General features: G+C 62.8%; 13 protein-coding genes and 1 pseudogene. 4 read left to right on the top strand and 10 right to left on the bottom strand.

Going from position 1 to position 12445, the window contains the following annotated elements; translation table 11 throughout:
* Window positions 1-100: 100 nt before the first annotated feature.
* The 7 genes and pseudogenes from AX760_RS26190 to pcaD all read right to left on the bottom strand — a co-directional run.
* Window positions 101-384, bottom strand: a pseudogene (locus tag AX760_RS26190) (MlrC C-terminal domain-containing protein); the annotation flags it as partial.
* 101 nt (window positions 385-485) lie between these two features.
* Entirely contained in the window at window positions 486-992 is a 507-nt protein-coding gene (locus tag AX760_RS05925) for a hypothetical protein (RefSeq protein ID WP_071832071.1), read from the bottom strand.
* Window positions 993-1139: 147 nt separating this feature from the next.
* The gene (locus AX760_RS05920) at window positions 1140-2195 is read right to left on the bottom strand and encodes a 3-carboxy-cis,cis-muconate cycloisomerase (protein ID WP_071832070.1); all 1056 of its coding nucleotides are present in this window, start codon (window positions 2193-2195) and stop codon (window positions 1140-1142) included.
* Window positions 2196-2201: 6 nt separating this feature from the next.
* The gene (gene pcaG, locus AX760_RS05915; RefSeq protein ID WP_071832069.1) at window positions 2202-2816 is read right to left on the bottom strand and encodes a protocatechuate 3,4-dioxygenase subunit alpha; all 615 of its coding nucleotides are present in this window, start codon (window positions 2814-2816) and stop codon (window positions 2202-2204) included.
* Window positions 2816-3565, bottom strand: coding sequence for a protocatechuate 3,4-dioxygenase subunit beta (gene pcaH / locus AX760_RS05910; RefSeq protein ID WP_071832068.1), 750 nt, complete (start codon window positions 3563-3565; stop codon window positions 2816-2818). Before pcaH ends, pcaG begins: the two co-directional genes overlap by 1 nt.
* A gap of 16 nt (window positions 3566-3581) precedes the next feature.
* A complete protein-coding gene (gene pcaC, locus AX760_RS05905) occupies window positions 3582-3986 on the bottom strand; it encodes a 4-carboxymuconolactone decarboxylase (RefSeq protein ID WP_071832067.1) in 405 nt (134 codons plus the stop codon).
* The gene (gene pcaD, locus AX760_RS05900) at window positions 3979-4791 is read right to left on the bottom strand and encodes a 3-oxoadipate enol-lactonase (protein ID WP_071832066.1); all 813 of its coding nucleotides are present in this window, start codon (window positions 4789-4791) and stop codon (window positions 3979-3981) included. Before pcaD ends, pcaC begins: the two co-directional genes overlap by 8 nt.
* Window positions 4792-4884: 93 nt before the next feature.
* On the opposite strand from pcaD, the gene pcaQ reads away from it, so the two are divergent.
* Window positions 4885-5817 (top strand): pca operon transcription factor PcaQ, encoded by a 933-nt coding sequence (gene pcaQ / locus AX760_RS05895; protein ID WP_071832065.1) that lies wholly within the window; start codon window positions 4885-4887, stop codon window positions 5815-5817.
* Between the two features lie 58 nt (window positions 5818-5875).
* Here pcaQ and AX760_RS05890 read toward each other — a convergent pair whose 3' ends face one another.
* Both AX760_RS05890 and AX760_RS05885 read right to left on the bottom strand, forming a co-directional pair.
* On the bottom strand, window positions 5876-6538 hold the full coding sequence (locus tag AX760_RS05890) for a sulfite oxidase-like oxidoreductase (RefSeq protein ID WP_071832099.1): 663 nt from the start codon (window positions 6536-6538) through the stop codon (window positions 5876-5878).
* An 84-nt stretch (window positions 6539-6622) separates the two neighbouring features.
* Entirely contained in the window at window positions 6623-7378 is a 756-nt protein-coding gene (locus AX760_RS05885) for an IclR family transcriptional regulator (RefSeq protein ID WP_071832064.1), read from the bottom strand.
* Window positions 7379-7520: 142 nt separating this feature from the next.
* Here AX760_RS05885 and AX760_RS05880 point away from each other — a divergent pair, with 142 nt between their 5' ends.
* The 3 genes from AX760_RS05880 to pcaF are packed head-to-tail and all read left to right on the top strand — an operon-like array spanning window position 7521 to window position 10370.
* A complete protein-coding gene (locus tag AX760_RS05880; protein WP_071832063.1) occupies window positions 7521-8381 on the top strand; it encodes a CoA transferase subunit A in 861 nt (286 codons plus the stop codon).
* An 11-nt stretch (window positions 8382-8392) separates the two neighbouring features.
* The gene (locus AX760_RS05875) at window positions 8393-9166 is read left to right on the top strand and encodes a CoA-transferase subunit beta (RefSeq protein WP_071832062.1); all 774 of its coding nucleotides are present in this window, start codon (window positions 8393-8395) and stop codon (window positions 9164-9166) included.
* A 1-nt stretch (window position 9167) separates the two neighbouring features.
* Window positions 9168-10370, top strand: coding sequence for a 3-oxoadipyl-CoA thiolase (gene pcaF, locus AX760_RS05870; RefSeq protein WP_071832061.1), 1203 nt, complete (start codon window positions 9168-9170; stop codon window positions 10368-10370).
* 68 nt (window positions 10371-10438) lie between these two features.
* Here pcaF and AX760_RS05865 read toward each other — a convergent pair whose 3' ends face one another.
* Window positions 10439-12226 (bottom strand): trimethylamine N-oxide permease, encoded by a 1788-nt coding sequence (locus AX760_RS05865; RefSeq protein WP_071832060.1) that lies wholly within the window; start codon window positions 12224-12226, stop codon window positions 10439-10441.
* Between the last annotated feature and the right edge of the window lie 219 nt (window positions 12227-12445).

The raw sequence follows: 12445 nt of genomic DNA, 5'->3' as shown, positions 1-12445 counted from the left end.
GCCACATCGCCACATCGCCGTGTGCCTTATGGTTCATACCAAACAAGACGGTCGGGTTTCCCGGCCGTTTTTTGTTTTCTCTGCCGGGCGCTGATGACAATCAGGAAACGCCCTGCCCATGCGGATCGGCGACCCGCGGCCAGATATTTTTGGGCGCGCGGCGATCTTCGAAAATGCGGCGTGGAAATGGTTGGTGGATTTGATCACCAGGATTTTCCGGGATAGCGGGTCGATGCCCAGTGTCGAAAACAGGCTCGGATCGAAGCCTTGCGCGCGGGTCGAATTGAGGATGATGTCGATGCCGCCAAGCCGGATATGGGCAGCGTCGCCAAAGGGCACGCGGCTCTTTCCAAACTGCATCTGCGCGTCCCGAACCAGCCGCACGGGCGGCGCATAGAGCGATTCCTCAAACGCCAGGCGATCGATACAGATCGGCGAGAATGTATTGGTTTCCGTGGCCAGGACGGCAGTGAACAGGCGCATGGCTAACCTTCGGCCGGTGTCTTTTCGCCCATCGGGTTAGGCAGGTAGCCGGTAAAACCTGAAATCTTCCAGGCGCCTTGATGATGGCGGCAGGAATAGAGCGTCTGCCACTGCATGATGTCGCGCGTGCCATCGGGGCGAAGGATGCTGCCGTCGAATTTCTTGCGCACCAGCGCCGTTTGCCCTGCTATGGCGATGTCGCGCAGCGTCGTCGTGCGGAAGATCGCGGTGCGGGCATCCTCGCCAAAGGTCTGGCCGGCAAAGTCCAGTGCCTGGCGCAGCCATTCGGCGCGATAGGCTGCAAGGTCAGGGAAGGCGAGCGTCCAGTCGTCCGGATTGCCGCTTTTGTTGCCGTGGATGCCGATGAAGCCGTCTGCGATGAAATCATCGGCAACGAGGCTCCAGTCGGCGGCGAGAAAGGCATCGATATCGCGCCGGACGAGCATGTCCCAGATGGCGTGGCGGGCGGTGTCGGAGGCGGGGAAGGGATTGTCAAAGGGGGCGGTCATTCGGACAGGTCTCGCGATGCAGATTTCCTCATCGGGCATAGCATTCGAAACGCCCCTGTCGCCAGTCCTGATGACGCGGAAAGCAGAAGTGGTGCGGAGACACGGATTGAAGGGAACGCTGTCTGCTGCTGCGAATTTAGAGAGGAATCAGGCGGCCGTCCTGCCGATCCGGGTGATCTGTCCGGTGAGCGACAGGGCGAGCTTCAGCGACGCCGCCAGTGCGCCCGCCATCTGCGGCAGGATCAGCCATTCGAGCGTCCAGGCGGCACCGGAGCGCTCCTGCTCATGGACCAGCGACTGGTGCATGCCCGAAAGCTGGACGGCATTGAAGCGGGCAAGCGAGACCAGAACTTCTGCCGCGACAGGATTTTGCTTGTGCGGCATTGCGGAGGAGCCGCCGCCGCCGGACAGAGTGATCTCGCCGCCGCTCTCGGCCATCAGGGCGATGTCCTGCCCGAATTTGCCGAGGCTGCCCGTGATCAGCGAGAATAGCCCGGCGATCTCGACGAGACCATCGCGCTGGCTGTGCCATTGCGGCTGGTCGGCCAGCCCGAGTTCTGCCGCGAGCGCCGATCGCAGCGCCGGTCCCGCGGTGCCGAATTTTTCCAATGTGCCGGCCGCGCCTCCGAACTGGATCGCCAGTGTGGCCTGGATTTCGCTCATCCGGAGACGGTGACGTTCGAGCGGGGCACGCCAGGACCGGATGCGGTCGGCAGCCGTGATCGGGATCGCCGCCTGCATGCGGGTGTAGCCCATCAGCGCGGCCGCACCGTCGCGGCTTTCGAGCGCAGCCATGGCGTCAATGATCGACGACAGCCTTGCAAGCACAAGTCCGCAGGCTGCTTTCAGTCGCAGCATCAGGCTGGTGTCGATGACGTCCTGGCTGGTGGCGCCGACATGCAGATGGGCAGCGTTGTCGCCCAGCGACCGGCGTATCTGGCGGACGAGTTCAGGAATGACGACGCCATCGGAGGCCACTGCCCGGCCGAGGGCTGCCTTATCCGGGCTGAAGCTGGCGCAGAGGTGCGTGATCTCTGCTGCGGCTTCGTCCGGAATGAGGCTCCGGGCAGCCTGGACTCTGGCCAGCGCCGCCTCGAAGGCGAGCATGGCGGTGATGTCCGCGTCGACGGAAAACAGGGCGGCGATCTCGGGATCGCCGAAAAGGCCGGACAGGATGGGATGATCGAAGGCGGAATAGGTCATGGGTGCCTAGATATCGAGAAAGACGGTTTCCTTCTCGCCCTGGAGATGGATGTCGAAGGTATAGACCGAACCCTCCAGCGAAGCGATCAGCGTTTCGACGCGGTTGCGATGCTCGATGCGGGCCAACAGCGGATCCTGCGCATTGGCCTCGGCCTCGTCGGCAAAATAGAGCCGCGTGTGCAGGCCGATATTGATGCCGCGGGCGACGATCCAGAAGGTTATGTGCGGCGCCATCAGGCGACCGTCCTTGAAGGGCACGCGTCCGGGCTTGATCGTTTCGAAGACGTATTCGCCGGTGTCGGCACTGGTCGGACAGCGGCCCCAGCCGGTGAAGTTCGGATCGGCGATGCCGCGACGGTCGGACGGGCTGTTGTAGAGGCCGGCGGCATCGGCCTGCCAGATCTCGACCATGGCATCCTTGAGCGGCGCACCGGCACCGTCGATCACCCGGCCGCGCACGGTGATGCGTTGTCCACGCGTCTGATCGTTGACCATGGACACACCCAGATCGGCGTCATAGACGCCTGCAATGCCGGCGAAATTCGGGGTGCAGCCGATATGGACATAGGGGCCGGCGGTTTGCGAGGCGGTTTCTTTCAGCCGTCCGAGATCCTGAACCATCAATTGCCCTCCAGCCGGTTTTCAAACAGGGTCGAGCGCCGGCCGCGCAAAACGATGTCGAATTTATAGGCGCGCGCATCCATCGGGATGGTGTTGGCCATGTCGAGCGGCGCGATCAGAAGCTCGATCGCGCGCCTGTCCGGGATGGTCGAAACGATCGGACAGCGCCAGATCAGCGGGTCGCCCTCGAAATACATCTGGGTGATCAGGCGCTGGGCAAAGCCGTGGCCGAAAACCGAGAAATGAATATGTGCCGGGCGCCAGTCATTGGGGCCGTTCGGCCAAGGGTAGGGGCCGGGCTTGATCGTGCGGAAGCGGTAGGCGCCGTCGGCATCGGTGATCGTGCGGCCGCAGCCGCCGAAATTCGGATCGAGCGGCGCAAGATAGCTTTCCTTCTTGTGCCGGTACCGACCGCCGGCATTGGCCTGCCAGAATTCAAGAAGCGCGCCGGGCACCGGGCAGCCGCGCTCGTCGAGCACACGACCGTGGACGATGATGCGCTCGCCGATCGCCGATTCGCCGGGTTTCGCAAAGTTGAGGATCAGGTCGTCGTCCTGTTCGCCCAGCATGCCATGGCCGAAGACCGGGCCGGTGATCTCCGAAAGCGTGTTGTCGAGGGCGAGCAGCGCCTTTTGCGGCGAGCGCAGCACGCTGGTCTTGTAGGTCGGCGTCAGGGCCGGCGCATGCCAGGCGCGATCGCGCGGGAAAAAGGCGCCGGTCTCCGGCTTGGTGTTGGACATATCGGACATGCTTGGCCCCCCGTTCCTACGCTGCTTTTTCGGCATCCAGTGCGTCGAAGACCTGCTTGGCGATCCGGATCGCGCGATTGGCGGCGGGAACACCGGCATAGATCGCCACGTGCAGCAAAGCCTCGCCAATATCTTCGCGCGTCGCGCCAGTGTTGGCCGTTGCGCGCACATGCATGGCGACCTCCTCGTCATGGCCAAGCGCCGCCAGAAGCGCGATCGTGACCATCGAGCGTTCGCGTTTCGACCAGGCCGGTCGCGACCAGACATGGCCCCAGGCGGCTTCGGTGATCAGTTCCTGGAAGGGGCGATCGAATTCCGTGGCGGCCGCCGTTGCGCGGTCGACATGGCTGTCGCCGAGAACCGAACGCCTTGTGGCAAGGCCTTGCCGGTAGCGATCGGAAGGCGGGATGGCGTCATCCATGTTCATTGTCTCCGGCGGGTAGGGTGTCGATGAAGGCGCGCAGGATCTCAGTCAGCATTTCCGGCTGCTCGACGCAGGGAATATGGCCGGCATCCTTGATAATTTCATAGCGTGCGCCCGGAATGAGCTTGGCCATCGACAGCACCAGCTCCGGCGATGTCGAGCCATCCTGGTCACCAACGACGCAGAGCGTCGGTACGGCGATGCTTTTTGCGGCCTCGGTATAGTCGGCATCGCGGATGGCGGCGCACAGGCCGGTGTAACCGGCGACCGGCTGGCGGACCAGCATATTCTGGTAGCCGGCGAGCGCCAGGGCCTGTTCGGAGCGAAACGCCGGCGTGAACCACCGCTCCATCACGGCATCGGCGATGCTGTCGATGCCGTCGGCCTCGATGGCGGCGATGCGGCTGTTCCAGATCTCCGGCGTGCCGATCTTGTGGGCGGTGTCGCAGAGGATGAGGGCGCGCACGAGGTCCGGCCGGCTCTGGTACAGTCCCTGGGCGATCAGCCCGCCAACGGACAGGCCGCAGATGACGGCATCCTTGATCGAGAGATGGTCGAGCAGTGCCACGAGATCGCCGACATGGGTCTCGATCGTCTCCGGCGCATCACCGATGTCGGACAGGCCATGGCCGCGCTTGTCATAGGTGAGGATCGGGAAATCGCCGGCGAGCCGGACGATCACATCACGCCAGATCCGGAAGTCGGTGCCCAGCGAATTGGCAAAGACGAGCACGGGCCGGCCGGCCGGACCGCCGATCGTCTGGTAATGCAGGGCGATGTCATGGATACGGGCAAACTGCACGGTAATCTCCTCCTGAGACAGATTGGAACTTTCATATGGTTTGGTAAAATGATATTTTTCGGCTTTTACTTAACCTATAGGTTATGAAATTCTATGATCGACAGTCGCGTGAAGTTTCGCCATCTGCAGACCTTTGTCGAGGTGGCGCGCCAGAAAAGCGTCATGAAGGCGGCCGGGCTTTTGAATGTCAGCCAGCCGGCGGTGACCAAGACCATTCGCGAACTGGAGGAGGCGCTGGGGGTTTCCGTCTTCGAGCGAGATGGCCGGGGCATCCGGATCACCCGCTATGGCGAGGTGTTCCTGCGGCATGCCGGGGCGGCGCTGACGGCGTTGCGCCAGGGCATTGATTCGGTCTCGAGTGCACGCCTCGGCGATGCCGTTCCGCTGCGCATCGGTGCCTTGCCCACCGTATCGACCCGGATCATGCCACAGGCGATCGCCGCCTTCCTCAAGGAGGAAACCGGCAGCCGCATCAAGATCGTTACCGGCGAGAATGCCGTGCTTCTCGAGCAATTGCGGATCGGCGATCTCGATCTGGTCGTCGGCCGTCTGGCGGCGCCGGAGCAGATGACCGGTTTTTCCTTCGAACACCTCTATTCCGAACGCGTGTTGTTCGTCGTCAGGGCCGGGCATCCGCTGCTGCAGGGCGGCCTGTCGGTCTTTTCGACGCTGGGCAACTATACGATCCTGATGCCGACGCGGGCATCCATCATCCGGCCGTTCGTCGAGCGCTTCCTGATCGCCAATGCCATTGCCAGCCTGCCGACGCAGATCGAGACCGTCTCGGATGCCTTCGGCCGGGCGTTCGTGCGGTCGAGCGATGCGGTGTGGATCATCTCGGCCGGGGTCGTGGAGAGCGACATCCGCGACGGCACGATCCGGGCGCTGCCGATCGATACCAGCGAAACGAAGGGGCCGGTGGGCCTGACCATGCGCACGGATTCGATCCCGAGCCTGCCCCTGTCACTGCTGATCCAGACGGTGCGCGAAGCCGCGACAGACATATTGCGCGATACTGCCGTCTAGCGGCCGTCGACGACTGTTCCGGGTGGAGCGCGCCTCTGAAAACGATCTTCAGAGGCGTTCAGTCATCGGAGTAGCGCTCTTCCGTCCATGGATCGCCGCGCATGTGATAACCGTTGCGCTCCCAGAAGCCGGCCTGTTCACTGGTGAGAAATTCAATGCGGCTGATCCACTTGGCGCTCTTCCACAGATAGAGATGCGGGACGATGAGCCGCACCGGGCCACCATGTTCGCGGGTCAGCGGCTCACCCTCCCAGTGTGTTGCAAGGATGGCATCCTCGGACGCGAAGTCGGACAGCGGCAGGTTGGTGGTGTAGCCGTCATAGCTGGTCAACAGCACGAAGGCAGCGTCCGACTTCGGCATGACGGCATCGAGCAGGTCATGGGTCGATACGCCGTCCCAGCGGTTGTCGTAGCGCGACCAGGTGGTGACACAGTGCATGTCGGACAGTTTGCGGCTCTTCGGCAGGGCCCCGAAAGCCTGCCAGTTCAAGGACAGGCCGGTTTCGATGGCGCCGGCGACATCCAGCCGCCAGGTATCGGTGCGCACCAGCGGCTGCTGGCCAAGATCGAGCACGGGCCAGTTCTTGACCAAATGCTGGCCCGGCGGCAGACGGTCGGAGTCTGGCCGCGTCATACGTCCGGTCAGGAACTTGCCTTGCTCGGCCCATTTGCGTTTGGATAGTGTCAGCTTGGTTTCCGGCGTCTCTCTGTCATCGGTCATGATCATGTTTCCGGCTGCGATGCTGGAATAGATGTTGCCCGTGTCCGGTGCTGTCAAGCGCCGTCGCATTCGGTTGTGAGGCGATCAGCGGAGGACCTGTTTCAGCGCCACCTGCGCCTCGCGCAGGATCGGCAGATAACGTTCGACCAGTTCCGCTGCGGGAACGCTGGCAGCCGGCGCGCCGATATTGAGGGCGGCAATGATGCGACCGCGATCATTTTCCAGGGGAACGGCGATCGAGCAGAGGCCGGGCTCCAGTTCCTGGTCGATGAGCGCGTAGCCCTGCGCCCGCACCCGCCAGAGTTCTGCGATGATCTCGTCCGGAGCTGTCAATGTCCTGGGCGTGTTGGCCTTCAGGTCCGAGCGGTTAAGAACGGCACGGGCCTCGTCTTCCGGCAGGGCGGCCAGCAGCACGCGCCCCATGGATGCGCAATAGGCGGGCAGGCGGCTGCCGGGCGTCAGGTTGATCGACATCACCCGTTTCTGCGCAGCGCGCGCGATATAGACGATATCCGTGCCGTCGAGCACCGAGACCGATGCGCTTTGCGCCGTGCGTTCGGAGAGCTGGTCGAGAGTGGGCTGCACCAGGGCCGGAAGCGGCGTGGCGGCCAGATAGGCATGACCCAGCCGCAGGATTTTTGGGGTCAGCGCGAAGAACTTGCCATCATAATCGGCATAACCGAGCTCCGAAAGCGTCAGCAGGCAGCGGCGCGCGGTGGCACGGTCGAGCCCGGTGGTCTTCGCGACATCACTGATCGACAGGCGTGGCCGGGCCTCGTCGAAGGCCTCGATGACCTTCAGCCCCTTGGCGAAGCTACTGATGAAATCCGTATCCTGCATGACAGATCCCCCCCGTTACCCCGTCAATTTGTGCGATATATGAACAAATGTCAAATAACGCACAAAATATTTGACGGATTGCCCATGGCGGCTTTAACTCGAGCCAGGAAATGGCTGGCAGACCAGCCAAGGAGGAGGCGAAATGGCCCGTTTGTGTTCCCTGTCCGAAGCGATTGCCGAGAATGTAAAGGATGGCGACACCATCGCCATGGAGGGGTTTACCCATCTCATTCCCTATGCGGCCGGTCACGAGGTGATCCGCCAGGGGCGCAAGGGTCTCTATCTGGTGCGCATGACGCCTGACATTATCTACGACCAACTGATCGGCGCGGGCTGTGCGCGCGGCATGAAATTTTCCTGGGGCGGCAATCCCGGCGTCGGCTCGCTGCACCGGTTCCGCGATGCGGTCGAAAACCAGTGGCCGCGACCGCTGGAAATCGAGGAACACAGCCATGCGGCGATGGCCAACGCCTATGAAGCGGGCGCCGCAAACCTGCCCTTCGCCATGCTGCGCGGCTATATCGGGGCCGATCTGCCGAAGGTCAACCCGAACATCAGGAGCGTGACCTGCCCGTTCACCGGCGAGGTGCTTGCCGCGGTACCGGCGATCCGGCCGGATGTTTCGATCATCCACGCCCAGCGCGCCGACCGGAAGGGCAATGTCCTGATCGAGGGGATTACCGGCGTCCAGAAGGAAGCCGTGCTGGCCGCCAAGCGTTCGATCGTCACGGTCGAGGAGATCGTCGACGAACTCAACCCGCCGTCGCCCAATTCGACCGTGCTGCCAAGCTGGGCCGTGACATCGGTCGTGCATGTGCCGGGCGGGGCGTTCCCCTCCTATGCACATGGTTATTATCCACGCTCGAATGCCTTCTACATCGCCTGGGACAAGATCGCCCGCGAGCGCGAGACGTTTCAGGCGTGGATCGAGGAAAACGTCATGAAGGCATCGCCGGAGGATTTCGCCAAACATGCGGAGAAACAGCCGGTCAAGGCAGCGTGAGGGAGAAACAGATGAGCACGGATTTCACGCCCACCGAAATGATGACGATCGCTGCTGCACGCGCACTCACCAATGACGATGTCTGCTTCGTCGGTATCGGTGCGCCCTCGGCGGCCTGCAATGTGGCGCGGCTGACGCATGCGCCCGACATCACGCTGATCTATGAAAGCGGCACCGTCGGCACCAAGCCGGATGTGCTGCCGCTGTCGATCGGCGATGGCGAACTCTCCGACACGGCGCTGTTTACGGTGCCGGTTCCCGAGATGTTTCGCTACTGGCTGCAGGGCGGCCGGATCACCACCGGCTTTCTTGGCGGTGCGCAGATCGACAAGTTCGCCAATCTCAACACGACCGTCGTCGGCCCCTATGACAAGCCCAAGGTGCGTCTGCCGGGCGGTGGCGGCGCGCCGGAGATCGCGAGCAATTGCGGCCGAATCTTCATCACCATGGCGCTCAGCAATCGTGGTTTCGTGGAAAAGTTGAATTTCATTACCTCGATGGGCCACGGCGAGGGGGGCGATCACCGCGCGCGCCTTGGCATGAAGACAAAGGGTCCGACCCGTGTTGTCACCGACCTCTGCATCTTCGAGCCGGATCCCGTCAGCAAGGAACTGACCGTGGTATCGATCCACAAGGATGTCACCCGCGAACAGGTCCAGGAGAATTGCGGCTGGACGGTCAAGTTTGCGGACCATGTGGAGGACACGCCGGTGCCGACCGAAACCGAGCTGGCCGTGCTGCGCGACATCAATGCCCGCACCAAAAAAGCCCATGAGGCCGCCTGACATGACCGATGCTTTCATCTGTGACTATATCCGGACGCCGATCGGCCGCTTCGGCGGCGCGCTGGCCTCGGTCCGGGCCGATGATCTCGGCGCCGTACCGCTCAGGGCGCTGATGGCGCGCAATGCATCCGTCGACTGGGAAGCCGTCGACGATGTGATCTTCGGCTGCGCCAACCAGGCGGGCGAGGACAATCGCAACGTCGCGCGCATGTCGCTCCTGCTCGGCGGCCTGCCGGTCGACGTGCCGGGGACGACAATCAACCGGCTCTGCGGCTCGGGCATGGATGCCGTGATCACGGCGGCCCGCGCCATCAAGGCCGGCGAGGCCGAGTTGATGATTGCCGGCGGCGTCGAGAGCATGAGCCGCGCGCCCTTCGTGCTGCCCAAGGCCGACAGCGCCTTTTCGCGCAATGCCGAAATCTACGACACGACGATCGGCTGGCGCTTCGTCAATCCGCTGATGAAAAAGCAGTATGGCGTCGATTCCATGCCGGAAACAGGCGAGAATGTTGCAGAGGATTTCAAGATCTTGCGCGAGGATCAGGATGCCTTCGCCGTGCGTTCGCAAAACCAGGCAGCGGCGGCACAGGACAGCGGCCGGCTGGCACGGGAAATCACCCCCGTCACCATTCCCCAGCGCAAGGGCGATGCGATAGTGGTCGACCGGGATGAACATCCGCGTTCAACAACGATCGAGACGCTGGCAAAACTGAAGGCGCCGTTTCGCGAGGGAGGCTCGGTGACGGCCGGCAATGCCTCCGGCGTCAATGACGGCGCAGCCGCGCTGATCATCGCGTCGGAAAGAGCGGTGAAGGCGCATGGCCTGACGCCGATCGCGCGCGTTCTGGGTGGTGCCGCGACCGGTGTGGCGCCGCGCATCATGGGCTTTGGCCCGGCACCGGCGGCGAAAAAGCTGATGGCGAAGCTCGGTCTGCGCCAGGACCAGTTCGACGTCATCGAACTCAACGAGGCCTTTGCCTCGCAGGGCCTTGCGACACTGCGCGATCTTGGCATCGCCGACGACGACCACAGGGTTAACCGCAATGGCGGGGCGATCGCGCTTGGCCATCCGCTCGGCATGTCCGGCGCGCGCATCACCGGCACGGCGGCAATCGAGCTTGGCTTGAGTGGTGGCCGCTATTCGCTGTCGATGATGTGCATCGGCGTCGGGCAGGGGATCGCCGTGGCGCTCGAGCGCGTCTGAACGCTCGACCATCGATACACCGCAAAAAGGCCGGGCGCTGCAAACGCCCGGCCTTTTGTTTTGGATGATCAAGCCGGAAGCTGAAACATCACGTTGGCGATCAGCACGACGGCAAGGCCGCCGGCCAGCGCGACATAGGGCAGGATACCCGCCTTCTTGACGCCGAGGTCCTGGCCGACGAGGCCGAGGTCTTCCATGGCGCCGGCCGGGAATTTGCCGCCGTCGCGCACATAGTGGCGATAGGCGAAGACCGGCAGGATCAGGGCTGCGAAGGCGAAGCCGACCCAGAGCGCATTGGAATAGCCCCAGACCTTGGCTCCGGCGCCGAGGAACACTGCATTGACGAAGGCGAGAACGGTGTTGACGCCGATCAGCCAGGTCGGTGCCTTCCATGGGCGGTGGATGTGGCTTGAATCCATGCGGTGGATCCAGCCGGCATTGAGGTTGAGGAAGTTGAAGATGATGTAGCCGACATTGGAAACGGCGAGCACGAAGAAATAGCCGGCGACATCCGATGCGATGGCAAGCAGGATCAGGTTGAAGCCGAAATCGGTCCACATGGCGCGGGTCGGTGCGCCGTGTTCGTTGGTGTGATCGAGATATTTCGGCAGCCAGCCGTCCTTGGCGCCCTGATAGAGCGTGCGCGAAGACCCGGCCATCGCCGTCATGATGGCCAGGAACAGTGCCATGATCATCAGGATGACGAGGATCTGCGTGATGATCCGGCCGCCATGGATGAGATTGGCAAGCGCCTCGGCAACGCCCGTGCCATCGACGATGCCCGGTGCCAGCATGCCGGCATGGCCGAGAACGCCCTGGAAGGTGAACGGGATGAGGAAGAAAAACAGGCAGCACAAAAGCCCGGAGTAGAAGATCGCCCGGAAGGTGTCGGCCTTCGGGTTCTTCAGTTCGCGGGTGTAGCAGACGGCGGTTTCAAAGCCGTAGGTCGACCATGCGGCAATGTAGAGACCGCCGAGAAACAGCGTCCATCCGCCATTGCTCCAGGTGCCGTCGATGCCCGAATAGGCGCCGGTCGGCGGCAGCAGGCCGGTGATGTTGCCGCCGTCGATCTGGCCCGAGAAGATCGGATAGAGACCGATCAGCAGCAGTGGCAGCAGGACGATGATCGCAAGCCATTTCTGGACATTCGCGGTGCCGAGAATCCCCCGGTGCTGGATGCCGAAGATCACCAGCATCAACACGGCGCCGATAACAAAGGTGGCGTTCAGGTTGGCATTGGCGAGATAGGGGATCTCGAAGGACACAAGTGACCAGCTGCGAATGGCCGGTGTCATCGCGGAAATGCCATCGGCCGACAACAGCGCGGCGATGGCGTCGGTTGGCGTCTTGCCGGCATTGGCAGCGATCCATTCGACGACCCGCGGACTGTCTGATGTCAGCGAGGCAGCGTTGGCGCTGATCCATTCCATGACCGCCGGTGCATCGGCACCCGAGATCGGAAACAGCGCATTGAGGATATAGCCGGCGGCGATGGCGCAACCGAGCGAGAGGACGGGTGACCAGGCGAACCAGTTGCACCAGACCGACAGCGGCGCGATGAACTTGGAATAACGTACCCAGGCGGTGGCGCCATAGATCGAGGCGCCGCCGGACTTGTTGCCGAACATGCCGGCGATTTCGGCATAGGTGAAGGACTGCAGGAAGCCCATCGTCATCGAGATCATCCAGACGACGAAGGCGAGCTTGCCAGTCGTTCCGGCGATGCCGCCGATGGAAAACAGCACGAGCGGCGGAACGCCGGCGGCGAGCCAGAAGGCGCCTTTCCAGTCCAGCGCGCGGATCAGTCCGCCGCTGGACGCGGTTGCCGATCCCTCGGTTTCAACAGTAGAAGCCATGAGCAGTCTCCCTCGACCAGTTTTGTCGTTGCGCGCAATGTTGCGCTATCTTTTTTTTGGTGATCGCTGCGGCTGTTTGTTTCTGGAGCGAGCGTCGCGATGAGGCGGCTTCGTCCGGTTCCCGTTGTTTTTTACAGTGCGCAGCTTATCCTCATAGTGAATTTTTTTTCTTCTCAGTCAAGTCTCTCTTTGCTTTTGCCGGTCCCGCGTAGGATAGTT

The sequence above is a fragment of the Pararhizobium antarcticum genome (genome assembly GCF_001885585.1).
In the GTDB taxonomy this organism is placed as follows: domain Bacteria; phylum Pseudomonadota; class Alphaproteobacteria; order Rhizobiales; family Rhizobiaceae; genus Pararhizobium; species Pararhizobium antarcticum.
This window is presented reverse-complemented; position numbering and strand designations above follow the sequence as displayed.